Source organism: Caldimonas brevitalea (assembly GCF_001017435.1).
GTDB lineage: Bacteria > Pseudomonadota > Gammaproteobacteria > Burkholderiales > Burkholderiaceae_C > Caldimonas > Caldimonas brevitalea.
In genome coordinates, this window is the sequence record NZ_CP011371.1 from 3,565,964 (window position 1) to 3,589,406 (window position 23,443).

Consider the following 23,443-nt stretch of genomic DNA (forward strand, 5'->3'; position numbering starts at 1 on the left):
ATACACCCGTATAACAAGACGCAAAAAAATTCGCGCGCCAGCGCCCGGGCCACGGCGCCGAGCTGCGGCGTCGGCGCCAGCGGCGGGACGGCCGGGGCGGCTCAGACGCTCGCGCGGGCCATCTTGGGCGACACGCCATAGCGCCGCTTGAACGCGGTGGCGAAGTTGGCGGCGCTGGTGTAGCCCGCCAGACGTGCCGCTTCGGTGACACTGACGCCGTCGCGCTCGAGGGCCTCGCGTGCACGCTGCAGCCGGCGCTCGCGCAGGTAATCGAAGATGGTGGTGCCGAACGCGGCACGGAAATGACGTTGCAGCGTGTTGGCGTTGACGCCGGCGCGGCGCGCCAGTTCGTCCAGGCTCGACACCCAGCTGTCCTCGCTGTCGAGCAGCTCGCGCACGCGCTGCACGCGCAGGTGTTCCTGTGGCCGCAACGGCGCCAGCGGCGTCGGCTCGCAGCGCAGTGAGCCGAGCGCCTCGGCCAACAGTTCGAGCGCCCGGCTCTCCAGGTAAAGGTTTTGCAGCAACGGCTCGAGCGGCGGCGGCCGCAGCATCTGCTCGGCGACCACCACGGCGCGCGGCGACGGGCACCAGCGCTCCACAGCGAGGTGGCGGCCAAGCAAGGCGCGCACGGGCGAGTCGGCCGGCAGCGGGCTGTTGTCGAACCATTCCGGCTCGGCCCCGATGCTCACCTTGCGCTCGTGCGCGCCGCGGCGCCAGTGCCGCACGAACAGTTCAGGCTCGGTCAGGCAGATCAGCGCAGCGTCGGCGCGCTGCACGGGTGCGGCGCCGCCACGCGCCTTCAAGCGGACCAGCCGGGGGCCGAACGACACCTCGGCCTCGCCGTCGAGCAACAGCACGGCGCGCAGGCCGGGCTGCAACAACACCTGGGTCTGCATGCTGTGCAGATCGCTGACGTCGGTGCAATGCACCGTCAGCCCGGGGCGCAAGCGCGTCAAACGGAACTGGCCCGACAGCACCGGCTCGCCGCGCGACAACGCGGTCGACACGAAACGGTAGTCGGACCCGACCGGCTCGACCAGTTGCGCCAGTTCGTTGCCGCTGACGTGGCTCGGCGCCTTCACCGCCCGCTGGGCCGGGGTCGCGGCGGGCGCGATGGCGCCGGGGTGGCGGGGCCGCACGGCATTCCCTCCGACAGATGCCTCAAACGTTTTTGTTGATACCGCAAACACATCGATGCCGCGGACATGGGATGCTAGCGCCGCCCTTGCGCAAATGCAACTCATTCTCAATTGCTGATCGTGTCATGCCCCAGTCCTCTCGACCCGTTGCCCGCCGCGTCGCGCCGGCACTCGCCACGGCCTTGCTGACGCTGCAGGCCGGCGCCTCTGCACAATCCGTCCGCGCCGACGAAGCTGCCACCGCCTCGCTGCCTGCCGTGCGGGTGGGTGGCAAGCGCAGCGACGAAAGCTCCGAGCACACCGACCGCTATGGCAGCACGGCCACCACCGCAGGCAGCAAGACGCCGGTCAAGCCGCGCGAGCTGCCGCAATCGGTCACGGTGATCACGCGCCAGCGCATCGAGGACCAGAACCTGGTGTCGCTCGAAGACGCCATGCGCAAGACGCCCGGCGCCCTGGTGTTGAACAACGACCCGGGCCGCGGCAGCGTGTTCGTGCGCGGCTTCGAGCTCGACACCTATCTGGTCGATGGCCTGCCCGCGCCGCTGTCGAGCATCTACGGTACCCAGCCCGACCTGGCGCTGTTCGATCGCGTCGAAGTGCTGCGCGGCCCGTCCGGCCTCTACGCCGGCACCGGCGAACCCGGCGGGACCGTCAACCTGGCCCGCAAGCGGGCGCTGGCGCGCTTTGGCGGCTCCGCTTCGCTGTCGTATGGCTCCTGGCACAACCGCAGGGTGGAGGCCGACGTGACGGGCGCGCTGGATGCGGCCGGCCGCGTGCGTGGCCGGGTGGTGGTCGCCGAGCAGGCCCGCGACAGCTGGACCGACGTGACCGACAGCCAGCAGCGGGTGGCCTACGGCACGCTCGAGTTCGACCTCGCACCGGCCACCACCTTGTCGCTGGCGCTGACGCGGCAGGAACGCGAGACCACACCGTTCAACGGCCTGCCCACCGAGGCCAACGGCCGGCTGGCCGACGTGCGGCGCTCGACCTTCATCGGCGCCGACTGGAATCGCTTCGACAGCGACGCGACCGAGGCCTATGCGGAACTGGAACATCGCTTCGACGACGGCGGCCACGCCCGTGTGTCGATGCGCCACGCCGACCGCAACGTCGACTTCACGTACGCCTATGCCGGCTCGCCGATCGGCCCGTCGGGCAGCGTGGCGCAGCTCGCGGTGATCGGCCGCCGACTGTGGGAACGGTCGCTCGCAGTCGACGCCCACGTGGCCCGGCCCTTCGACCTGTTCGGTCGTCGTCACGAATGGGTGGCCGGGGTAGATCACCGCCGTTACGACCAGAAGACGCATGCCAACGGCAACACGAACATCGCAGGGCCGTTCCCGTTGGTGGGCTTCGACCCCGACATCGTCGAGCCGGTCGTGCCGCTGACACAACGCACCCGCGTCGAGCCCGAGCAGACCGGCCTCTACGGTCAGCTGCGACTCAAGCCCCGTGCCGACCTGAGCGTGATCATGGGCAGCCGGGTGAGCCGCTACAAGAGCGAGACGACCCAGCTCGCCACCGGTGTCGTGTCGGCCCGCACGCAGGTCGACAGCGAGTGGACGCCCTATGCCGGGTTGGTCTATGACCTCACGCCGCATTGGTCGTTCTACGCCAGCGCCACCGACGTGTTCCAGCCGCAAACGGCGACCGGTCCCAACGGCGAGGTGCTGGACCCGCGCGAAGGCCGCCAGTTCGAGACCGGCCTCAAGGGCGAGTGGTTCGACGGCCGCCTCAACGTGTCGGCAGCGCTGTTCCGTTTGCGCGACGACAAGCGTGCCGTGGCGGTGCAAGGCACCTCGTTTTCGACCGCCTCGGGCGAGGTGCAGGTGCAGGGACTGGAACTGGAAGCCAGCGGCACCGTGCGGCCAGGCTGGGAGGTGGCTGGCGGTTATGCCTATACCGAGACCGAACATCTCGACGGCAGCCCGACCCAGGTGGGCCAGGTCTTCAGCACCTGGACACCTCGCCACACGCTGACGCTCTGGACCCGCTACCGCCCGACCGACGCGCGCCTGCAAGGTCTGCAGGTGGGAGGCGGGGTGCGCGCGGTGAGCGACTACCATTCCCAGTCGGGCGCACTGCGCATCGAGCAAGGCGGCCATGCGGTGTTCGACGCGCAGGTGGGTTACCGCTGGCCCACCGGGCTGGAACTGGCGCTGACCGTGCAGAACCTGTTCGACCGCCGCTACTACGCGCGCGTCGGCGGCACCTCGGTCTTCAACTACTACGGCGAGCCGCGCAGCGCGCTGCTGAAAGCGACCTACCGCTTCTAACCTGGCGTGCTCCCCGATGACCACCGAGACCGCCGCGCGGCCCGCCACACGTCAACACCCAGACCCCCACGAATGTGATGGAGACGTCACGATGAACAGACTGCTACGCCGCCTGGCGGCCACCCTGCTGGGCTGCGCCGCGATCTCCGCTGCTGCGCAGCCCGCCGACCGCATCGAGCTGGTCGACCTGGCCGGCCGCCGTGTCGAACTGCCGGCCAAGGTCGACCGATTGCTGCTCGGCGAAGGCCGCTTCCTGCCGACGCTGGCCATCCTCGAGCGCGACGCGCCGCTGCGGCGTGTGGTTGGCACGATGGGCGAGTTCGAGCGCGTCGACCCGGACGGCTATGCCGTCTGGGCACGCCACCATCCCGACCTCGACCGGCTGCCACGCATCGGTCGCACGGCGGTCGGCAGCTTCAGCGTGGAGCAGGCCATCGCGCTCAGACCTCAGGTGGCGATCTTCGGGCTGGAAGGCCACGGACCCGCCCCCAAGGACCGCGAGACCATCGCCCGGCTGCAGGCCGCGGGCACCGCCATCGTCTTCATCGACCTGCGCCAGGACCCGCTGGTCAACACGCCCCGCAGCGTGACCCTGCTGGGCCGCATCCTCGGCCGCGAACAAGAGGCTGCTGCCTTCACGCGCTACTACGAGTCGCAGGTGCGGCTGGTGACGCAGCGGCTGCGGGCGCGCCGACCGCCGTCGCCGTCGGTGTTCCTCGAAAGCCGGGTCGGGCTGGTCGACGGCTGCTGCGAGACGATGGTGGGCATGCTGGGCAAGCTGCTCGACGCCGCCGGCGGCCTCAACATCGCCCACGGGCTGATCCCTGGCGAGCATGGCAACCTCAACCCGGAATACCTGATCGCGCGCCAGCCCGACGTCTACATCGGCACCGCCATCGGTGCCAACGCGCCGAGCCACAAGTCGTTGCGCATCGTGCTCGGCGCAGCCGCCAGCCGCGAGACCGCACGCGCGTCGCTGCAGCGCGCCGCCAGCCGCCGTGGCATGGCGCAGTTGCACGCGGTGCAGCGCCAGCAGGCCTATGCCGTGTGGCACCACTTCTACAACTCGCCGCTCAACGTGGTGGCGCTGCAGGTGATGGCGAAGTGGCTGCACCCGGACCTGTTCCACGACCTCGACCCCCAGGCCACGCTGGGCGAGATGTACCGCCGCTTCCAGCCCATCCCGCTGACCGGCGAGTATTGGATCGGCTTGCAATGAGCGCGGCTGCCGAGACTCAGACCGTCCCGCCGGCGCTGGCCACCCGTTACCGCCAGGTGGTGCGCAGCCGCGTGATCGCACTCGCGCTGATGGCCGCCGTGCTGCTCGCGTCGCTGGCGGTGGACGTGGCGAGCGGGCCGTCGAGCTTCCCGCTGTCGCAGCTCGCCACCGGCCTGTGGCGGCCCGACACCCTCGACGCCGCACAGCGCGTGATCTTGTGGGACGTGCGCCTGCCCTACGCGGTGATGGCGGTGCTGGTGGGCGCCTCGCTCGGCCTCGCCGGCGCCGAGATGCAGACCGCGCTCGACAACCCGCTGGCCAGCCCGTTCACGCTGGGCATCGCGGCGGCGGCATCGGTGGGCGCCTCGCTCGTCATCGTCAGCGGTTTCGACGCCTACGGGCTCGGCGAGCCGATCGCCGTGCCGGCCGGCGCCTTCCTGTGCGCGGCCGGTGCGACGCTGTTGATCCAGACGCTCACGCGCGTCTGGGGCGCCGGCGTCGACACGGTGGTGCTGTTCGGCATCGCCTTGATGTTCACGTTCGAGGCGCTGCTGTGGCTGCTGCAGTTCATCGCCAGCCCCGATTCACTGCAGCAGATCGTGTTCTGGGTCATGGGCAGCCTGTCGCGCGCCACCTGGGACAAGATCGCCGTGGTAGCCACGACCTTGCTGGTGTGCATGGTGTGGGCGCAGCGCCAGGCCTGGACGATGACGGCGCTGCGGGGCGGCGAGGACCAGGCGCGCAGCCTCGGCATCGCGGTCGAACGGCTGCGGCTGGTCACCTTGCTGCGCGTCAGCCTGCTGTCGGCGGCGGCGCTCGCGTTTGTCGGCACGATCGGCTTCGTCGGCCTGGTCGGCCCGCACATCGCCCGGCTGCTGCTTGGCGAAGACCATCGGTTCCTGCTGCCCGGCAGCGCCCTGGCCGGCGCCGTGATGTTGTCGGTCGCCTCGGTGTTGAGCAAGACGCTGGTCCCGGGCGTGGTGCTGCCGGTCGGCATCATCACGGCACTGGTGGGCGTGCCCGTCTTCATGGGCCTGATCCTCAAACACCGGTCGCGCAGATGACGGCCGGACTGATCGTCGAGCACCTCAGCGTCGGCTACCGTGGCCGAACCGTGCTGCAGTCGGTGGACCTGCCTGCCGTGCCCTCGGGGTCGCTGGTGGCGGTGGTGGGCCCGAACGGCGCCGGCAAGTCGACACTGCTGCGTGCGCTCGCCGGGCTGGTGGCGGCCCAGGGCCAGGTCTGGCTGGATGGCACCGACCTGCAGCAGCTGCGTTTGCCCGAACGGCTGCAACGGGTCGGCTATCTGCCGCAGGCTTTGCCGCAGCCGACGTCGCTGCTCGCCTACGAGGCGCTGCTGTGCGCCGCGCGCGCGGCCTTGCCCGGCAGCGGGCGCCGGCAGATCGAGACGCGCATCGAGACGCGCATCGAGACGCTGGTCGAGCGCCTGGGCCTGGGCGCGCTGGCGCTGCGCCGCATCGACGAACTGTCGGGCGGCCAACGCCAGCTGCTGGGCCTGGCCCAGGTGCTGGTGCGCGAGCCGGCGCTGCTGCTGCTCGACGAGCCGACCAGCGCGCTCGACCTGCGCTGGCAGCTGCGCGTGTTGCAAGGGGTGCGCGACCTGCTCAGCTCGCGCGGCGGCATCTGCCTGGTCGCGCTGCACGACCTCAACCTCGCCCTGCGCCTGTGCGACCGCATGCTGGTGCTGGGCCACGGAGGCGTGCTCGCGCAAGGCCCGCCCGCCGACATCTTCACGCCCGCCCTGCTGCGTCGCGCCTATGGCGTGCAAGGCCGCGTGGAGCGCTGTTCACAAGGCCAGCAGATGGTGGTGGTGGACCACACCCTCGACGACTTCGATGTCGCCGACCTGCGCTGACCGCTGCTCACCCCTGACCCATTCCTCTGTTTGTTGGTAGTCCCCGCATGAAACAACGCAAGGGCCGCGTGGCCACACCCGACGCCAGTCGCTGGCTGACCCGGTTGTGCCTGCACTTCAGCCGCAAGATCGACGTGACACACGACGCGCACCAGGGCCTCGCCCACTTCCCCTGGGGCCGCTGCCGACTGCACGTCGACGGCGCATGCCTGTGCTTCGACTGTGACGCCGATGACGAAGAGGGCCTGACGCAGGTTGTGTATGTGATCGACGCGCACGTCAAGCTGTTCTCGCGCAAACAGCCGCTGCAAGTCGAGTGGGACACAGTGCAGTCGGCCTGAGGCGCCGCTCCTGGCACACCGCGCCGGCACGCACGAATGAAAAAAGCGGGCGTCGCGTCGAGCGACCCCGCCTTGCTTACGGCCCACATCGCCGCCTCGTCGGCGGCGACGCTCCTCAGCTCTCGTCCTTCTGCTTCAGGCGCGGCAAGGCGCTGCCACCGCTGGCGGCGAGCAGGCCGACCTCGGCATAGGTCTGCAGCTTCTGGCGCGTGTCCTCGATGTCGAGGTTGCGCATCGTCAGCTGGCCGATCCGGTCTTGCGGCGAGAACGCCGACTCGCCCTTCTCCATCGTCAGGCGCTCCGGCTTGTAGGTCAGGTTGGGCGACACGGTGTTGAGCAGCGAATAGTCGTTGCCGCGGCGCAGTTCCAGCGTCACCTCGCCGGTGACGGCACGGGCCACCCAGCGCTGCGCCGTCTCGCGCAGCATGATGGCTTGCGGATCGAACCAGCGGCCCTGGTAGAGCAAGCGGCCGAGGCGCCGGCCGTTGTCGCGGTACTGCTCGATGGTGTCTTCGTTGTGGATGCCAGTGAGCAAACGCTCGTAGGCGATGAACAGCAGCGCCAGCCCCGGGGCCTCGTAGATGCCGCGGCTCTTGGCCTCGATGATGCGGTTCTCGATCTGGTCGCTCATGCCCAGCCCGTGGCGGCCGCCGATGCGGTTGGCTTCGAGGATCAGGTCGACGGGGTTGGCGAACTCCGCGCCGTTGAGTGCCACCGGGTGGCCTTCTTCGAAGCGCACCGTGACCTCTTCACGCTTCACCTCGACATCGTCGCGCCAGAAGGCCACGCCCATGATGGGCTGGACGATCTTCATGCCGCTGTTCAGGTGCTCGAGGTCCTTCGCCTCATGGGTGGCGCCCAGCATGTTGGAGTCGGTCGAATAGGCCTTCTCGGCCGACATGCGGTATTCGAAGCCCGATTGCCGCATGAACTCCGACATCTCGGCGCGCCCGCCCAGCTCGTCGATGAAGGTCTGATCGAGCCACGGCTTGTAGATCTTCAGCTGCGGGTTGACCAACAGCCCATAGCGGTAGAAGCGCTCGATGTCGTTGCCCTTGAAGGTGCTGCCGTCACCCCAGATGCTGACGCCGTCTTCCTTCATCGCCGCGACCAGCATGGTGCCGGTGACGGCCCGCCCGAGCGGCGTGGTGTTGAAGTAGGTGATGCCGGCGGTGGAGATGTGGAAGGCACCGCACTGCAACGCGGCGATACCTTCGGCCGCGAGCTGGCTGCGGCAATCGACCAAACGTGCGTTCTCGGCGCCGTATTGCAGTGCGCGGCGCGGGATGTCGTCGTAATCGGGTTCGTCCGGCTGCCCGAGGTTGGCCGTATAGGCGTAAGGGACCGCGCCCTTCTTGCGCATCCAGTGGAGCGCCGCACTCGTGTCGAGGCCGCCGGAAAACGCGATGCCGACCTTCTGGCCGACGGGAAGGTTCTGCAGGATGGTCGTCATTGTCTACTTACTCAAAACCGTTAACAGTAGGATGAACCGAAAGAGCACCGGCCGCTATTGTCAACGCAATTGGGGCTGCCGCCGCGGTGGCGCGCGACCTGGCAACGTGACGGGCCTTGCGGCACCGAGCGCTGCCGATCCGCACCCGACCCGCACCCGGCGTGCCGTGAACCGCCGACCAGCTCTCGCCCTGGTTTAATTTCTCTCTTGACAGAAATTACAGAAGCCGCAACCATCGCGACATGGAACTGAGTGAAACCGGCCGGCGCTTCGTGACCCACTGGGGGGAGATGGGCTCCGCCTGGGGTGTCAACCGTACCGTCGCGCAAATCCACGCGCTGCTGTTTTTCCACGGCAAACCGCTGAACGCGGAGCAGTTGTCGGAAACGCTGGGCGTGGCCCGCTCCAATGTCAGCACCAGCCTGAAAGAGCTGCTGAACTGGAACCTGGTGCGGGTGGCCCATGTGCTGGGCGATCGGCGCGACTACTTCGAAACCTCGCACGACGTCTGGGAGCTGTTCCGCACCATCGTGCGTGAGCGCAAGGAACGCGAGTTCGATCCCACCACCCGGGTCTTGCGTGGGTTGGTCGACGCCAGCGAGTTCAACGCCGAGCCCCCCGACGTGCAAGACCGGCTGCGCGAGACGCTGCACTTCATGGAAGCGCTCGGCGCCTGGTCGGACGAGATGTTGCGGCTGACGCCGGCGACGCTCGAGAAGGTGCTGCGCCTGGGCGCGGCGGTGCAAAAGTTCGTGCGCCCAGGTGACGCCGCCGCGCGCAAAGGGTCGGCGTGATGACGGCCCGCACGCCCCGCATCAACCGTCGACTTGCAGCCTGCGGCGCCCGGCGTCGCAGCGCGACGCACACCTCTGGAGGTGAGCCGATCACCTCCATTTTTTTGCCCACCTATTTCTCTCTCTACAGAAACTTCTGACCAAAAAAGAGGACAACTTGGACGGCACCGTTTACCCCCTGACGCTCTACTACGACGCGGCCTGCCCGCTGTGCAACGCGGAGATGGGCAACCTGATGCTGCGCAACACCGAGGGCCGTTTGCGTTTCGTCGACGTCAGCTCCCCCACGTTCGGGGAGCCGCCGCCCGGCACCACCCGGGACGAGCTGATGTCGGTGATGCATGCGAGCACCGCCGACGGACGGTTGGTGCGCGGGGTGGCGGTGTTCCGCCTGGCCTATCGTGCCGTGGGCCTGGGCTGGGTGGTCGCGCCGACGGCCTGGCCGCTGCTGCGCCCGTTGGCGGACCGGCTCTACCCCTGGATTGCCCGCCACCGCCACCGCCTGCCGCGCCGCCTGGTCGGCTGGCTGTTCGAAACCGGCGCCCGGCGCGCCGCCGAGCATGCAGCCGGCCGCCGTTGCGACCCCGACGGCAGCTGCCGTCTCTGACATCTCTGACATCTCTGACATCTTCACAGGAGCTCTTCATGTCGACCTATTTGTTCGTGTTGTCCCTCGCCGTCGGCGTCGTCGCGCCCATCCTCGCCGTCAGCTATTTGCGGCCCATCCTGCTCAAGGTGCTGCGCTCGCTGTGCGATGCCGACGGCGGCGCCGAGTTCTGGCTGCGCAGCGCCTACCTGCTGGCGGTCTGCGGCACGCTGCTGTTGATCCTGAGCTTCGGCGCCTTCGAGCCCGGGGTGCCAATGGTCGACTCGTTGCGGCGCACGCTGTGGCTGGTCTTCGCAGGCCTGTTCTTCACCGCGACCTTCATCGCCCGCAATGTCTGGCAGCGGGTGAGCGTGGCCGTGGCCGAAGGGCAAGTCGACCGCTCCCCGCGCGAGCCCGGCACTCCCGCCACCCCGTCCGCCTGAGCTGTTACATCCGCGAAGGAGCCTGGTCGTGAACACTTATCTCGTCGTCAAATGGGTCCACGTCGTCTCGAGCGTGTTGATGGTCGGCACCGGGTTCGGCTCGGCCTTCTTCATGTTCGTCGTCAACCGCAGCGGGAGCCTCGCCGCGCAGGCGGTGGTCAGCCGCTGGGTGGTACGCGCCGACTGGTGGTTCACCACGCCGACGGCGCTGATCCAGCCGCTCACCGGCTTCTGGCTGGCACACATGGCCGGCTGGCCTCTCGACACGCCATGGCTCGCCCTGTCGATCACGCTGTTCGTGCTGTCTGGCGCCTGCTGGCTCCCAGTGGTGTGGTTGCAGTTGCGCATGGCCGCCTTGGCACAGACGGCAGGCACCCGGTCGGCGCCGCTGCCCTCGCTGTACTGGCGCTATGCACGCGCCTGGGAGTGGCTCGGCTACCCGGCCTTTATCGCGATGCTCGGGGTGTATTTCCTGATGGTGACCAAGCCGGCCTTGTGGGGCGGCTGAGGTGCGGCCGGAGGGCCCGGCTCACACGAGCCGGGCCACGGCGATGTTGATCAGGAAGAACAGCACCATAGCCCCTCCGAAGTAGGGCTTCAGCGACACCGCTTCCTGGCGCGACACGATGAAACCTTGCAGTCCGACGGCCGCCGGCAACAAGGCGAACCACGGCAGTGGCGACGCGGCGCCCGCACCCGCACTCAAATGGGCCCAGGTGGCCAGTGCGCAAGCCGCTCCGCCGAACAGCATGCAGGCGGCGCTGGCCCCCGGCACACCGAGCGCGAGCGCATAGCCGTTCTCGCCGGCCGCCGCCAGGTGTGGCCACTTCAACTTGCGCCCGAACTCGAGATGCAGAAACACCGCGACGTGGGCCAACAGCACCGGCACTGCCTGCTGCAGAGGGGGCGCCAGGCCGCGCGAGGCCAGAAACAGATAGGCGTAGACGTTGAGCGCCGCGCTCACCGGCAAGGTCACGCACAGGTTGAGCAGGATCCGGCGGCGAAAAGTGGCCGAATGCCGTTCGAGCAGCAGCAGCCCGATGCCATAGGCCATCTGCAGCGCGGCGAACACCGCGAGCCGCGGCGACAGCCAGGCACTGAGCGCCAGCACCACCACCGCGACCGCCGCCGCCAGCCCCCACACCTCCCCCAGGCTGACGGCGCCCCTCACCAGGGGCCGCATCGGGTTGTGCCGCCGGTCGTAATCGAGGTCCTTCACCTCGTCCACCGCGCGCAGGAACAGCAGGATCAGGAAAAAAGCCAACGCGACCGCCGCGCCCTCGATGCCGAGGGCCGCACCGGCCCGCGGCGGCAACAGCATCGACAGCAGCGAGTACGCCCAGCCAGCGCACACGACGGCATAGATCGGCGGCGGATGGGCTTCGCAGACGAAGCCGAACAAGCGGCGCAGGCGCGAGCCCGGGACCCTGGCGACACGACCAGCGGCGGCCTCGCCGAACGGCGGCACGGGCGGCCCCTTCATGCGGCGTCGAGGAACCGAACCACACCCCGCCCCCCATCGATCTCGATCGGGGCGCCGTCGGCGATCCGTCGGCAGGCGTCGTCGACGCCCACCACCGTCGGGATGCCGAACTTGCGGCCGGTGATCGCGGTGTGCGAGAGCATGCTGCCGCGCTCGACCACGATGCCGGTCGACGCGAGCATCAGGAACAGCCAGCCGGGGTCGGTCTCGCGGGTCACGAGGATGGTGTCGGGCGGCAGGTCTTCGACCTGGTGCGGGTCGAGCACCACACGGGCACGGCCTTGCGCCACGCCCATGCTGGAACCCAACCCCTGCAACGCTTGCCCGGCCACGCCCGGTGCGGCCTCTGCCCGCGCCAACGGATTGCTGCGCAAGGCGCCCTGGGTCGCCAGCGTCTCCGGCACCTCTTGCTGCGCATAGGCCTGCAGCTGCCGGCGGCGCCGCTCGACCGTCTCGCGGAATGCCTCGTCGACCCCGGTGCCGTCGGTGTAGCCGGTGATCTCGTCGACGGTGAGGTAGTAGATGTCGTCGGCCCGTTCGATCGCCCCCTGCGCCACCAGATGGGCGGCTTGCGCACGGAAGAGGTCGCGGCAGATGCCGAACAGCTCGCTGCGGCAGTAGCGCGAGTTCTCGCGATGCGCGATCACCTCGCGCAGCAGCTTCAACATCCACCGCAGCAGGCCTTTGCGCAACGACCGGCGGCCGAAGCGCTGGTCGAGTGCCGCCTCGGCCTCGGCGCGCTGCTTCAGTTCGGCCGCGCGCGAGGCATCGGGGTCGAGCCCGGCCTTGACGAAGCGGCGCACGCCGCGTAGCAGCACCGTCGGGTCGTCACGCAAGCTCGGGTTTTCCATTTTCAGCTCCTGCATCGAGCGGTCGCCGTAGGCGGCGATGTGGTCGTCGAGCAGGGTCAGCAGCGTCGCGTGGAGGCGGCGAGCCCGAAAGCGTTGCACCAGCGTGGCGTCGTCGCTGGCAAGGAAGTCGGCACACAGCGTCGGCTGGCTGCGCACCCAGGCCGCGATGCGCAGCACCGACAGAAACACCTCGACGCTCTCGATCTGGTCGTCGCCGCACAGCAGATTGCTCAGCAGCGCCGGGTCTTCATCGAGCCGCCAGCGTTTGAACAGTGCCTGGACGATGGCGTGCAGCGTGAAGATGTAGGCGTCGTTGATCAGCGTCACGCCCCAGTGCCGGCCGACGTCGCGCCACAAGCGGTGGAACTCCTCGGTCAGCGCCAAGGCATCGCGCTCGTCCTGCAGCACCCGGCGTGACTGCAGCGCACGCTCGCGCCACCATTGCTTGTAGGCCCGCATGCGGCGCGGCAGCATCAGGAACTCGCGCGCGAAAATGCTCCAGCCCCGCAGCTGCTGCCACCCGCGGCGCCAGGCCGGCAGCACCGGTGCTGCCTCGCCGGCATCGATGAAATAGGAGGTCTTGAGGCCCACCATGTTCTCCCAGGCCTTGCACAGCCACGGGAAGATCGGCACCAGGCCGTGCAGCAGGTAGAAGGCGTTGAGCGAGTAGTAGATGCGGCCATTGACGTAGCCGATCATCCGGTCGAGACGGTGGTGGTGCTCGGTGAGCTGCCGGTCGGGTGCGCCGGCGCGACGGTAGATGTCGCGAAAGATCACGCGGTAGAACAGCCGTGCCAGGCTGTAGGTCAGCGGGCTCGAAACGCCCGGGTAACTCTCGGCGATGTTGAGCCCGGTCCACAGGCGCTTGCGCACGAAGTCGATCGACACCGGCCGCGCCTGCAGGATGTGCACCCGACCTTGCGCATCCAGCGTGCCTTCGATGTCTTGCGGCCAGCCGAACACCTGTTCGATCTTGCGACCCAAGGCTTGCAGCGTCCGGATCTCGTCGTCGTCGAGGCAGGCCGCCTCGCGCCGCTCGGGCGCGACTTCGAATTCGCGCAGGCCCTGGCCACGCTCCGCGTCGAAGCCGAGCCCGACATGCTTGACCGCGAGCCGGCGCTCGATCGCGCCGCTTTTCGCGTTGACGAAATAGTGGTCGACCGGCACCGCTTCCTGCACCACACCTTCGCCGATACCGTGCCCGGCGATCAGCAAGGTGTCGCGTGCGGTCGTGTTCGGGTCGCAGGTGAACATCACGAACGAACGTTCGCCGAACACCATGCGCTGCACGCCGATGGCGACGCTGACGCCCAGTGCATCCTGCCCCTGCGTCAGGCGGTAGAGCAGCGCCTGTTCGCTGTAGGCGCTGGCCCAACCGTCACGCACCCTCGCGATCACATCTTCGCGCCGCACATAGAGCGCCGTCGCGCTGATCCCGGCATGCGGGTCGTGCACCGAGTCCTCGCTCCACTCGGGCCGGGCGCCGAGCATGCAGGCACGCACCGAGACGTATTCGGCATTGCCGAGGTGACGGTCGAGGGCGTCGTGCACCGCGCGGCAGGTGGCCGCGTCGATGTCCAGCGTGTGCACCAGCGCCTGCAGCCGTCGAGCGGCGTCCGTCACGCTGGCCCGGTCTCGCGGGTCGACGGTCGCCAGCAACGCGGCCGCCTCTGCACGCGCCGGTTGCCACCAACGGTCGTGCAGCCGCCTCGAGAGACAGAAGAAGTCGGGTACCGGGATGCCACGGCCTCGCAGCAGCGCCTGCACGTGGAACTTGCCGCCGACCTCGGCACGCGCCATACGTCGGTAGTCCGAAATGATCTCGTTCATGCTCTCGCCCTCCCCTCGACGTGCAGCCCTTGCAAGGCACGGCGCACCGCCTCGCGCGGGTCGGTCTGCAGCCAGTCGTTGCCGAGTGCCGCACGCAGCTTGGCGACGTCCCCATAGTGGTCGTGGCCGACCAAACGCAATCGCTGCACCATCTGGCGCAATCGTGCCGCCGGCAGTCGGCCGATCAGGCGCAGCAACGGCTCGTACACCGGCAGTCGCCAGCGCGGTGGTGGCAGCGGCTGCCGCTCGTCCAACAGCGCGCGGATCTCGCCGAGCGAGATGGGCCGTTCGTAGCCCACGTTGTAGGCCTCGAAGCGTGCCCGCGGCGCCGTCCCGTTCAAGTGCCGCTCGGCAAACGCGAGCAGGATGCGCGCGAAGTCGTCGACGTCGATCACCGAGTAGCGCTGATCGCCATTGCCGACCGACAGTCCCGCGGCCAGCAAGCGGGCAAGCCCCGGCAGCACATGGCGGTCACCAGGCCCCAGCACGAAACGCGTGCGGAACACCGACACCGCGCAGGCCCCTCGCGCCGCCAACGCGGCGAGCGCCGTCTCACACTGGGCGCGCGACAAGGCCAGCGGCGAGGCCGGCTGCAACGGCGCGTCTTCGCGCACACCGCGCTGCGGCCCCTCGCCGTACACCGAGTGAGAACTGACGAACAAGATGGCCCGCGTCTCGCGGTTGACCGCCCGCGCAAGGTGCTCGACACCCGTCACATTGACGCCAAAGCCGCTGCCGTCGTGGTCGATCTGTTTGCTGGCGCAATGGATCACGACGTGCGGGAAGGCCGGCAACAGGCCGTCGGGCAAGGCGGCGACGGAGCCGGCATGCACGCTGGCACCGTCGGGTAGCAAGGGCAAGCGGCGCCGGTGAACCAGCAATCGGACGTCGCCGAAGCGGCGCCCGCACGACACTTGCGTCGCCAGCTGGCGCACCACCGCCGAGCCGACGAACCCGGTGGCACCGAGCAGCACCACACCCCGGTCGCTGGCCGGCACTGCGGCCCGGCTCACCACACCCCCGGTGCCAGACGCGCCCGCCCGGCGGCGAAGGCCCGATAGGCGGGCATTTGCAGCAGATGCGCTTCCTCGACCCGGATGCGGCACACCAGCGCCGGCACGAACACACCGCACAGCGCGGCCAGCAACCACCCGTTGAAGCACAGCACCAGAACCCCCACGTGGGCCAGCAACATGCCCGCATACGCCGGATGACGCAGCACCCGATACGGTCCGGTGTCGACGATGGCCTCGCCGTCGGGGGTGCGCACCCGATGCGAGTACGCCTGACCCAGCGTTCGGATCGCCCAGGCCCGCAGCCCGATGCCCGCGGCAAAGAGCGACAGCCCGATGGGCAGCCAGGCGCCCGTCGACGACCAGATCGACTCGAAGCCGAAGGCGCAGGCCATCGTGATGAAGCGCGCGGTCGCATAGGCCTCGCAGGTGGCGCCGTCGGTGCGGGTGTCCTGGCTCTTTGCGGAGGCGGTGATGCGGAACTCGGACAGGATCCACACCACATAGACGAAGGCCAGGCCCGCCAGCAGCGCGCGTGTGGGGCCGGTCGCGGTGAGGGCCCGCCAGCCTCCGAGCAGCAGCATCAGCAGGATGCCGATCACCGCGATCAGCAAGGCGGCATGGGACCGATGGGGCCGCGCAGACCCGTCAGGCCCGGGCGATGAGGATGTGGAAGGCATGGGGGGTATGTCTTTCGCGGTGCTGTCAGGCCATCAGGAACCGGCTGCTGGCGACCAGGCGCTCACCCTGGCGGGCTTCGACGTGGAGACGCTCGGGCGGGCCCATCACGTCGGGCTGCCCGGCAGGACGCGCGGTGAGGTAAACGGGGCAGTCCAGTTCCGCGAAGCTCGTGAAATCGACCTCCATCTCGCGCAGCAAGGCCTCGCCGTCGTATCGCCGATAGCGGCTGGCAACGTCGAGGGCCAGCCGTCGCATGCCTTCGAGCACCAACAGACCGGGTACATGGTCGTTCTGGTGGTCGAAGAAAAACCGGTTGTCTCGCTCGACCCGCAGCGTGCCAACGAAGCTGTGGTCGGTGCGGCTCACCCACAGGGTGTCCTCGATCACCGCCCGCGCGGCGCTCGCGTGCGCACGCACCCGGAAGCCACCGGCCAACGGCGGCTCGTCGCCTTGCGGCACGGGCGGCCGACGCACGTGCCGCAGCCGCGCCAGCTCGCGCAGCCGAAGGTAGCGATGCTGGGGCTGCACGGTCCACCCGCTGCTCTGCCGACACACACACTGCTCGCCGACGTAGAACGTGCCCTCGGCCCTGACCGAGACCAGCTCGTGCTCGGCGCCCAGCTTGCAGTCGCGCACGGTCATGTGCACCCACAGCCGCTCGGCGGTGCGCCAGTCGATGCTGTGCCAGGCGGGCATCGGCTCGAAGCGCATGTCGTCGAGGATGAAGGCATGCCCGTGGGGGACGCCGAGAAACTCGTGCGAGACGGCAATGCCGATCTGCCGACCGATCTCGACCAGCGAGAGCGTCACGTCCTGCGGGCCCAGTCGCATGTCGTTGATGTACTGGTTCGACTGCGGCACGAAAGCGCCGATCAGGAACTCGCTGTCCGACAGCTGGTGGAGCGACGTCACGTAGACGCTCTCCAGTTGCCGCTTGTGCGCCAGCTCACGCGCGATGGTGCGTTGGTGGGCCGAGTTCTGGATCCGGCCCCACTCATGATCGAAACTTCGCTCTGCCTGTGTGATGGCATTCATCGACATTTCCCTCTCTGAGTTATGCAAAGGCGCTCGCAGGAGCTAGCGTCCCTCGCCGACCGCGTCGCGTCGCGCCGCCCGGCGACGCCGCCAACGTCCGCGATGCCGGCCTCCACGGCCTCGGCCGTCCAGCGCTCGAAGGTGCGAATCAGCCAGAACGAGAGCGTTCTCGACAGCACCGCCGTGCCCGCGCCGAATGGCATATACCGCAGCGTTTGCTGCCTTTACTCGATAACACGCGGGGCGCCGAATCAAATCCGACACCGCATTTCAGCAGCACGCTCCTGTGGCTGCTCCTGAATAACAACCCCGGGATTTACCCGGGTCGTCACGATGTTAGGAATTCACTGACATTCCACTACCCTCGATCTCCGGGGTAGGCAAGTGATAGAAATTATGCTGAACCATTGTGCGTCGCAGCAAATGGAATGACAAGGGCTCATCTCGCAAAATTGGAGCGGCTCCGGTGCTGCATTGCAGGCCCTCGAACTGCACAGCAGTTAACCCTGCCCGCGGGCGACCTGTCGAATCTGTCCGGTGCAGAAACCCCTTACGAAGTTCGAAACTGCAATCCCACATGAAATATCGGGCCAAACCGCAAATTCCCGGACGCTGTTATTTGATCCGTGGGCCGAAATTAGCCATCTCGGTGCAGACCCAGAACATTTCCTTGCGCCCCAGCAGATACTCCACCGCTCGCCGCACTGAACGGGGTTGATTCACCCTTTCACATTTCTTGTTTCAGCGCCACCGCCTTTTCGGTGCGGCACGCCCGAGGGCGGTGCATATTGAGCTCGGCACGGCACCATTACCTTCACCGCGCCCGCGGCCTCACCCGGGATACGTTCCCGTCCTACATCCCATTGCCGCCGTCACTGACGCCGAAGAGCCATCCCCCCGCTACGATGGCCCCGTCTTCCTAATGGCATCGCGGCCGGTGATGGAGTTGTGCCGGGGCGTGCCGACCACCGAAAGGACACGATGGCCGAGCACTGGTACAAGAACGCGATCATCTACTGCCTGGATGTCAAGACGTTTGCAGACGGCAACGGCGACGGCATCGGCGACTTCGTCGGGCTGCGCGACAAGCTCGACTACCTGGCCGGGCTGAACGTCGATTGCGTCTGGCTGCAGCCCTTCTATCCCTCGCCGATGCGGGACAACGGCTACGACATCGTCGACTACTACAACGTCGACCCGCGCCTCGGCACGCTGGGGGACTTCGTCGAGTTCTCGCGCCGCGCCCGCGACCGCGGCATGCGCGTGATGATCGACCTGGTGGTCAACCACACGTCGATCGACCACCCGTGGTTCCAGTCGGCCCGGCGTGACGCCTCATCGCCGTACCGCGACTACTACGTCTGGTCCGAAGACAAGCCCGCCGACGCCGGCGAAGGTATGGTCTTCGCCGGCGAGCAGACCACCACCTGGACCTGGGACCGCGAGGCCAAGGCCTATTACTTCCACCGCTTCTACGACCACCAGGCCGAGCTCAACATCTCGAGCCCGCTGGTGCGCCGCGAGATCGAGAAGATCACCGGCTTCTGGCTGCAGCTCGGCGTGACCGGCTTTCGCATCGACGCCCTGCCGTTTCTGATCGAACTCAAGGGCCTGCCGTCCGAAGGTCAGCAAGACCCGCATGACTATTTGCGCGAGCTGCGCCAGCATGTGCAGACCTTGTGCGGCGACGCCTGCCTGATGGCCGAGGCCAACCTGCCGCCGGAGGAGGTGCCGAACTACTTCGGCGACGGCGACAAGATCCACATGTCGTTCAACTTCTGGCTCAACCAGCACCTGTTCCTCGCGCTGGCCCGCAAAGACGGCCGGCCCGTGCGGCAGGCCTGGGAGCAGTTGCCACCGTTGCCGCGCAACTGCCAGTGGAACAACTTCTTGCGCAGCCACGACGAGCTGGACCTGGGCCGGCTCACCGACGCCGAACGTCAGGAAGTGTTCGCCGCCTTCGGCCCGGAGCCCGACATGCAGCTCTACGGCCGTGGCATACGCCGTCGCCTGGCCCCCATGCTCGGCAACGACCGCCGTCGGCTCGAGCTGTGCCATAGCCTGATGCTGACCTTGCCCGGCACACCGGTGCTGCGCTACGGCGACGAGATCGGCATGGGCGACGACCTCGGCCTGCCCGACCGCGAATCGGTGCGCACGCCGATGCAATGGAGCGCCGACGACAACGGCGGCTTCTCGCAGGCTCCGCCCGAACGGCTGGCCTTGCCGCCGGTCGGCGAAGGCGAGTTCGGCTATGCCAGCGTGAATGTCGAAGCCCAGCGCCGCGACCCGCAATCGCTGCTGAACTGGCTCGAGCGCATGACACGGCGGCGCAAGGAGACGTCCGAGTTCGGGCTGGGCGAGTTCAGCTGGATCGAGACCGACAAGCCCGAGCTACTGGCCCACCGCTGCGATCTCGACACATCGACCGTGTTCGCGGTGCACAACTTCTCGCCGCGGCGGCAGAAGTTCTCGCTGCCCATCGGCCCCGGCGTGAACTGCGTCCACGACGTGCTGGCCGACCACCGCCACGAGGTGACCGAAGACGGCCACTACCGGTGCGAACTGGAACCCTACGGCTACCGCTGGCTGCGCGCGCGCCGCGCGGGTTGACGGAGCGTCCGCCATGCTCGAGTTCTTCAGCGCGTCGGAGATGTCGGTCCCCCGCGCCCTGCTGCTGTTGCTGATCGTCGCGGTGCTGCTGCTGGTGCTGTGCGTGTGGTCGATCAAGCGGCACCGCAACCCTTATCTGGTGGTCAAGAGCGACGAGCCGCTGGACGCGCTGCTGCCCTCGGTGTGCGGCCTGACGCACGGGACCCTTTGCGAAGGCAACCGGGTGGACGTGTTCGAGAACGGGGCCTTCTTCGAGATGATGTTCGACGAGATTGCCGCCGCGCGCCGCTCGGTGCACTTCGAGACCTTCTTGTGGAAAGAGGGGGCGTTGGGGCAGCGGCTGGTGGAGGCCCTGGTGGCACGCAGCCGCGCCGGCGTGCAGGTGCGGGTGTTGGTCGACGCCCGCGGCGGCCACAAGATGGGCAAGTCAGCGCGGCAGCAACTGGTCGACGGCGGCTGCTCCTTTCAGTACTACCACCCGATGAAGCTGGCCAACATCGGCGTGTTCAACGAACGCGACCACCGCAAGCTGGTGGTGATCGACGGGCGCGTCGCACTGGTGGGCGGCCACTGCATCGTCGACAGCTGGCTCGGCAACGCCGAGGACCGCAACCACTTCCGCGACATCGGGGCGCGTTTGCGCGGCCCGGTGGTGCATGCCATCCAGTCCACCTTCAGCGAAAACTGGGTCGAGGTGACGGGCGAACTGCTGGTGGGCGACGCCGTCTTTCCGCCGCTGCAACCCGAAGGTGAGGTCGGCGTGCACGTCGCGCGTGTCAAACCGGAAGGCTCGGCGCCAGCGGTGAAGATCCTGCACCACTTGATGCTGTGCCTGGCACGCGAGCGCATCTACATCCAGAACCCCTATTTCCTGCCCGAGGCCGAAGCCGTCAAGGCGCTCGGCCAGGCCGTGGCGCGCGGTGTCGATGTGCGCGTGATGGTGCCGTCGGTCGACGCATCGGACATGCCCTTCGTGCAACGCGCCGCACACCGCAATTTCGAAGCTTTGCTCGAGTCGGGCGTGCGCGTCTTCGAGTACACCCGCACCCTGCTGCACCAGAAGGTCATGACCGTCGACGGCGTGTGGTGCGCTATCGGTTCGAGCAACTTCGACGATCGCTCATTCGAGATCAACGACGAAGTCACCATCGGTCTGCGCGACGCCACGCTGGCCCGCCACTTCGAGGCCATTTTCGAACGTGACGCGCAAGACTGCGTCGAGCTGAAGCTCGACCGCTGGCGCCGGCGCCCCTGGCGTCACAAGGTGCTCGACCACGTGCTCTACAGCTTCAACGAATTGCTCTGAGCTGAAGCATCGGCCACCGATGGGCACGCTCTACACCGGCCGCATGGCAAGCCTGCAACAGACTGTTCGCACGCCACACCACGGTTGAGCTGCACCTCTCGCCAGCCGCATTGCGCCCGACCGGCGCAACCTCCGCAGCGGTTCAAGCGCTTCACAAGTGCAAGGACGCACTCACATCTTCAGGTCCACTTGCCGGCCCGTCGGCCGGCGCTGGAACAGCTTCCACCGGCCCCCCTCACCTCGGGGGAACACCGCGCCAAGCCGCTCCACGCCTGGGTTTCGCCGCCTACACTGCCCCCGCTCCAACGCAAGATTGCGTGGGGCGCTCAACAACATAGATGTTTCGGGGAAGTCAACATGAAGATGTCGCGTCTGGGTTCATGGGCTGCTTCTGCATCGGCCTGTGCCGTTGCACTGCTGGCTCCGATCGGCGCTGCGCATGCAGGGATCTACACCTCCACCGGCGAGACGTTCGAGGCGTCGGCGCAGTATCAGGCTGGCCAGCGTCTCGACTGGGTCACCGTGGCCCACCAATCCGAGCTGACCAACCAGGGCGGCGGCTTCGGCTATGCGGGCGCCTACAACGAGTCGCGCTTCGTGCAACACGCCGGTGACATCGACACCTTCGGCGGATACCAACAGAGCGTGTTCGACATGCTCGGCGGCAACGTCGACTCCCTGCAACTGAACGGCAACGCGCAGGCACAACTGCGCGGCGGCTCGATCTCCTCGCTGCTCCGCACCGACGAGGCCCGCATCACGATCTACGGCAGCAGCTTCCAGTTCGAGAACAACCTGTTGTCCGGCACCTGGGCCGACGGCACGGCGTTCAGCTTCTGGCTGTTCGACGGCACGCAAGGCAACACCTTCGCCGCCAACCTCGACTACGTGTCGTTCGTGCAACTGGCACCCGTGCCCGAGCCCACCACCTACGCCCTCACCGGCTTGGGCCTGGCCGCCCTCGGCGTGGCAGCGCGCCGCCGCCGTCGCAACGGCGACGCCGGCTGAGCCTCGCGGGGGCCGCGCGCAAGGCGCTACACGGCGCCTTCCCGTTTGCCTCCCTGCCGGCCCAACCCGCCGGCTGCTGCCGGTCCCACACGACCTGCAGCCCCCACGGCCCCGCTTCGGCGGGGTTTTGCTTTTGGGGCCTGACCGCCGATGGTCGTTTCGCCGCAACGCGTCGGCTTGGCCACACACCGCGTGCCTTCGGCACCGCCGGCCCACCGGGCGAGCAGTAGCGATGTGCCGGCGAGGCGTCTTTCGCATCGCCTCCTTCACGTGCCCGAGTGTCGTCCGACCCTCGCGGCGTCGGCACACCGGTACCGCCTCCCGATACCGCAAGAGCCCCTGACTCGTACCTCGCCGGCCGACGCGCCGTCCGCCCTCGATGCTCCCCAGAATCGCGCCTCGCGACCTGTCGCAAGGCCGCCCCGCACCAGGCCGGAGCCCCACACGCACTCGAGGAGAGACAGCATCTTGACCACCCCCACGCGACCCCAGCCCACGCCGCAGACTGCCCTCGTGGTGTCCCCCTCCGCCACCGTGTCGGTCGGCCCCGTCGTCCGTTCCTGGATGTTGGCCGTCGCCGCCTTCGGACTGTGTGGACTGCTACCACCGATCGCACAGCCGCAGGACTACCACGCCTTTGCCGCGGCGCATGCCTGGGGCGGGCTCGAGGACGCCGGGAACGTGCTGTCCAACCTCGCGTTCCTGGCAGTTGCGCTATGGGGGGCCTTGCGGTTGGCACGGCTGCAGCGGCTCACCCCGCCCTCCGGTAGCGCCGCCGTCCATGCCGCCGCGTGGACGCTGGTCGCGGGCCTCGTGCTGACCGCCGGCGGCAGCGCCTGGTATCACGCCACCCCCAGCGACCAGAGCCTGGTGTGGGACCGGCTCGCGATGGTGCTCAGCTTCGCTGCGGTGCTGGCGCTGTCGCTGCAGCGCGGAGGCCCGTCGCGAGGCACGCCCACCGTGTTGCTGCCGTTGACCGCCTTCGGTTGCGCTGCCGTGGCGCTTTGGGTCGCGACCGGCAACCTCACGCCCTACCTCGTGCTGCAAGTAGGCGGCACCCTCTTCATCGGCGCGCAGGCGCTGTGTGGCCAGCACCGACGCGGCGCCTTCCCGGCGGCCGCCGTGTTCGCCTGGTATGGCACGGCCAAGTTGCTCGAGCATTTCGACGCGCTGGTGGCAGAGGTGACGCACGGGCTCGTCGCCGGCCATCCACTCAAGCACCTCGCAGCCGCGATCGCGGCCGGCGTGATCCTCCACGCCTATCTCAGGGCCGCCCTGCCCGACCGCCCTTGAGGCTGCAACGTGAAGACCCTTCACGACCTTGCGTTCATCTCGACGCACTCATTCACGAGCCGAGACATGCGGTAAAGCGAAGTGCGCCGAATGTGACAAGTGCAGGGTCGAGTCCACGCTGTACGCACATTCAGCGTCAGCACAACCTAGCGAAATGTGAATGGGGTAAGAGATGTCACCCAGCCCGCGTCCATGCTGGA

The 23,443-nt window shown here is 68.2% G+C and carries 20 protein-coding genes; 13 read left to right on the top strand and 7 right to left on the bottom strand.

Features of this window, described 5'->3' with window-relative positions; translation table 11 throughout:
• Window positions 1-101: 101 nt before the first annotated feature.
• A complete protein-coding gene (locus AAW51_RS15215) occupies window positions 102-1,139 on the bottom strand; it encodes a helix-turn-helix transcriptional regulator (protein WP_053013601.1) in 1,038 nt (345 codons plus the stop codon).
• Between the two features lie 125 nt (window positions 1,140-1,264).
• Here AAW51_RS15215 and AAW51_RS15220 point away from each other — a divergent pair, with 125 nt between their 5' ends.
• The 5 genes from AAW51_RS15220 to AAW51_RS15240 all read left to right on the top strand — a co-directional run bounded on the left by AAW51_RS15220 (window position 1,265) and on the right by AAW51_RS15240 (window position 6,854).
• Window positions 1,265-3,418 carry a TonB-dependent siderophore receptor gene (locus AAW51_RS15220; RefSeq protein WP_047195282.1) on the top strand — a complete coding sequence of 718 codons (2,154 nt, stop codon included), beginning with the start codon at window positions 1,265-1,267 and terminating at the stop codon, window positions 3,416-3,418.
• Between the two features lie 91 nt (window positions 3,419-3,509).
• On the top strand, window positions 3,510-4,637 hold the full coding sequence (locus AAW51_RS15225) for an ABC transporter substrate-binding protein (RefSeq protein WP_047195283.1): 1,128 nt from the start codon (window positions 3,510-3,512) through the stop codon (window positions 4,635-4,637).
• A complete protein-coding gene (locus AAW51_RS15230) occupies window positions 4,634-5,701 on the top strand; it encodes a FecCD family ABC transporter permease (RefSeq protein ID WP_047195284.1) in 1,068 nt (355 codons plus the stop codon). Before AAW51_RS15225 ends, AAW51_RS15230 begins: the two co-directional genes overlap by 4 nt.
• Window positions 5,698-6,513 carry an ABC transporter ATP-binding protein gene (locus tag AAW51_RS15235; protein ID WP_047195285.1) on the top strand — a complete coding sequence of 272 codons (816 nt, stop codon included), beginning with the start codon at window positions 5,698-5,700 and terminating at the stop codon, window positions 6,511-6,513. The genes AAW51_RS15230 and AAW51_RS15235 overlap by 4 nt, the downstream gene beginning before the upstream one ends.
• A 47-nt stretch (window positions 6,514-6,560) precedes the next feature.
• The gene (locus AAW51_RS15240; RefSeq protein WP_047195286.1) at window positions 6,561-6,854 is read left to right on the top strand and encodes a DUF2218 domain-containing protein; all 294 of its coding nucleotides are present in this window, start codon (window positions 6,561-6,563) and stop codon (window positions 6,852-6,854) included.
• A 115-nt stretch (window positions 6,855-6,969) separates the two neighbouring features.
• Here AAW51_RS15240 and argG read toward each other — a convergent pair whose 3' ends face one another.
• Window positions 6,970-8,307 carry an argininosuccinate synthase gene (gene argG, locus AAW51_RS15245; protein ID WP_047195287.1) on the bottom strand — a complete coding sequence of 446 codons (1,338 nt, stop codon included), beginning with the start codon at window positions 8,305-8,307 and terminating at the stop codon, window positions 6,970-6,972.
• Between the two features lie 242 nt (window positions 8,308-8,549).
• Between argG and AAW51_RS15250 the strand changes: the two genes are divergently transcribed.
• The 4 genes from AAW51_RS15250 (at window position 8,550) to AAW51_RS15265 (ending at window position 10,638) form a co-directional block, all read left to right on the top strand.
• Window positions 8,550-9,101: a GbsR/MarR family transcriptional regulator gene (locus AAW51_RS15250; protein ID WP_047195288.1), complete on the top strand. Its 552-nt coding sequence runs from the start codon at window positions 8,550-8,552 to the stop codon at window positions 9,099-9,101.
• Between the two features lie 157 nt (window positions 9,102-9,258).
• Window positions 9,259-9,708 carry a thiol-disulfide oxidoreductase DCC family protein gene (locus tag AAW51_RS15255; protein WP_047195289.1) on the top strand — a complete coding sequence of 150 codons (450 nt, stop codon included), beginning with the start codon at window positions 9,259-9,261 and terminating at the stop codon, window positions 9,706-9,708.
• A 38-nt stretch (window positions 9,709-9,746) separates the two neighbouring features.
• Window positions 9,747-10,130: a hypothetical protein gene (locus AAW51_RS15260; RefSeq protein ID WP_047195290.1), complete on the top strand. Its 384-nt coding sequence runs from the start codon at window positions 9,747-9,749 to the stop codon at window positions 10,128-10,130.
• 28 nt (window positions 10,131-10,158) lie between these two features.
• Window positions 10,159-10,638, top strand: a complete 480-nt coding sequence (locus AAW51_RS15265; RefSeq protein ID WP_047195291.1) for a DUF2269 family protein — start codon at window positions 10,159-10,161, stop codon at window positions 10,636-10,638.
• Between the two features lie 21 nt (window positions 10,639-10,659).
• Here the strand turns inward: AAW51_RS15265 and AAW51_RS28210 are convergent, their stop codons facing one another.
• From AAW51_RS28210 to AAW51_RS15290, 5 genes are read right to left on the bottom strand one after another with little or no spacing between them, the layout of a single operon-like run.
• Window positions 10,660-11,613 carry a hypothetical protein gene (locus tag AAW51_RS28210; protein ID WP_157359908.1) on the bottom strand — a complete coding sequence of 318 codons (954 nt, stop codon included), beginning with the start codon at window positions 11,611-11,613 and terminating at the stop codon, window positions 10,660-10,662.
• Window positions 11,610-14,294, bottom strand: a complete 2,685-nt coding sequence (locus tag AAW51_RS15275; protein WP_047195292.1) for a PEP/pyruvate-binding domain-containing protein — start codon at window positions 14,292-14,294, stop codon at window positions 11,610-11,612. The genes AAW51_RS28210 and AAW51_RS15275 overlap by 4 nt, the downstream gene beginning before the upstream one ends.
• Window positions 14,291-15,307, bottom strand: a complete 1,017-nt coding sequence (locus AAW51_RS15280) for an NAD-dependent epimerase/dehydratase family protein (protein ID WP_169788036.1) — start codon at window positions 15,305-15,307, stop codon at window positions 14,291-14,293. The genes AAW51_RS15275 and AAW51_RS15280 overlap by 4 nt, the downstream gene beginning before the upstream one ends.
• Window positions 15,304-15,987, bottom strand: a complete 684-nt coding sequence (locus tag AAW51_RS15285; RefSeq protein ID WP_083438319.1) for a methyltransferase family protein — start codon at window positions 15,985-15,987, stop codon at window positions 15,304-15,306. Before AAW51_RS15285 ends, AAW51_RS15280 begins: the two co-directional genes overlap by 4 nt.
• 25 nt (window positions 15,988-16,012) lie before the next feature.
• The gene (locus AAW51_RS15290) at window positions 16,013-17,023 is read right to left on the bottom strand and encodes an AfsA-related hotdog domain-containing protein (RefSeq protein ID WP_169788037.1); all 1,011 of its coding nucleotides are present in this window, start codon (window positions 17,021-17,023) and stop codon (window positions 16,013-16,015) included.
• Between the two features lie 981 nt (window positions 17,024-18,004).
• Between AAW51_RS15290 and AAW51_RS15300 the strand changes: the two genes are divergently transcribed.
• The 4 genes from AAW51_RS15300 to AAW51_RS15315 all read left to right on the top strand — a co-directional run bounded on the left by AAW51_RS15300 (window position 18,005) and on the right by AAW51_RS15315 (window position 23,243).
• Window positions 18,005-19,636 carry an alpha-amylase family protein gene (locus AAW51_RS15300; RefSeq protein ID WP_047195295.1) on the top strand — a complete coding sequence of 544 codons (1,632 nt, stop codon included), beginning with the start codon at window positions 18,005-18,007 and terminating at the stop codon, window positions 19,634-19,636.
• Between the two features lie 13 nt (window positions 19,637-19,649).
• Complete coding sequence (locus tag AAW51_RS15305) at window positions 19,650-20,942, top strand: phospholipase D-like domain-containing protein (RefSeq protein WP_053013605.1); 1,293 nt, start codon at window positions 19,650-19,652, stop codon at window positions 20,940-20,942.
• Window positions 20,943-21,299: 357 nt separating this feature from the next.
• On the top strand, window positions 21,300-21,950 hold the full coding sequence (locus AAW51_RS15310) for a PEP-CTERM sorting domain-containing protein (protein WP_047195296.1): 651 nt from the start codon (window positions 21,300-21,302) through the stop codon (window positions 21,948-21,950).
• Window positions 21,951-22,418: 468 nt separating this feature from the next.
• Window positions 22,419-23,243 carry a hypothetical protein gene (locus tag AAW51_RS15315; protein WP_053013606.1) on the top strand — a complete coding sequence of 275 codons (825 nt, stop codon included), beginning with the start codon at window positions 22,419-22,421 and terminating at the stop codon, window positions 23,241-23,243.
• Window positions 23,244-23,443: the final 200 nt, after the last annotated feature.

Bases quoted from the DNA above. Each gene is read 5' to 3' on its own strand.
- AAW51_RS15235 (WP_047195285.1), top strand. From the start codon at position 5,698: ATGACGGCCGGACTGATCGTCGAGCACCTCAGCGTCGGCTACCGTGGC.
- AAW51_RS15250 (WP_047195288.1), top strand. From the start codon at position 8,550: ATGGAACTGAGTGAAACCGGCCGGCGCTTCGTGACCCACTGGGGGGAG.
- AAW51_RS15290 (WP_169788037.1), bottom strand. From the start codon at position 17,023: ATGAATGCCATCACACAGGCAGAGCGAAGTTTCGATCATGAGTGGGGC.
- AAW51_RS15260 (WP_047195290.1), top strand. From the start codon at position 9,747: ATGTCGACCTATTTGTTCGTGTTGTCCCTCGCCGTCGGCGTCGTCGCG.
- AAW51_RS15305 (WP_053013605.1), top strand. From the start codon at position 19,650: ATGCTCGAGTTCTTCAGCGCGTCGGAGATGTCGGTCCCCCGCGCCCTG.
- AAW51_RS15230 (WP_047195284.1), top strand. From the start codon at position 4,634: ATGAGCGCGGCTGCCGAGACTCAGACCGTCCCGCCGGCGCTGGCCACC.
- AAW51_RS15285 (WP_083438319.1), bottom strand. From the start codon at position 15,987: ATGCCTTCCACATCCTCATCGCCCGGGCCTGACGGGTCTGCGCGGCCC.
- argG (WP_047195287.1), bottom strand. From the start codon at position 8,307: ATGACGACCATCCTGCAGAACCTTCCCGTCGGCCAGAAGGTCGGCATC.
- AAW51_RS15275 (WP_047195292.1), bottom strand. From the start codon at position 14,294: ATGAACGAGATCATTTCGGACTACCGACGTATGGCGCGTGCCGAGGTC.
- AAW51_RS15220 (WP_047195282.1), top strand. From the start codon at position 1,265: ATGCCCCAGTCCTCTCGACCCGTTGCCCGCCGCGTCGCGCCGGCACTC.
- AAW51_RS15300 (WP_047195295.1), top strand. From the start codon at position 18,005: ATGGCCGAGCACTGGTACAAGAACGCGATCATCTACTGCCTGGATGTC.
- AAW51_RS15240 (WP_047195286.1), top strand. From the start codon at position 6,561: ATGAAACAACGCAAGGGCCGCGTGGCCACACCCGACGCCAGTCGCTGG.
- AAW51_RS28210 (WP_157359908.1), bottom strand. From the start codon at position 11,613: ATGAAGGGGCCGCCCGTGCCGCCGTTCGGCGAGGCCGCCGCTGGTCGT.
- AAW51_RS15225 (WP_047195283.1), top strand. From the start codon at position 3,510: ATGAACAGACTGCTACGCCGCCTGGCGGCCACCCTGCTGGGCTGCGCC.
- AAW51_RS15310 (WP_047195296.1), top strand. From the start codon at position 21,300: ATGAAGATGTCGCGTCTGGGTTCATGGGCTGCTTCTGCATCGGCCTGT.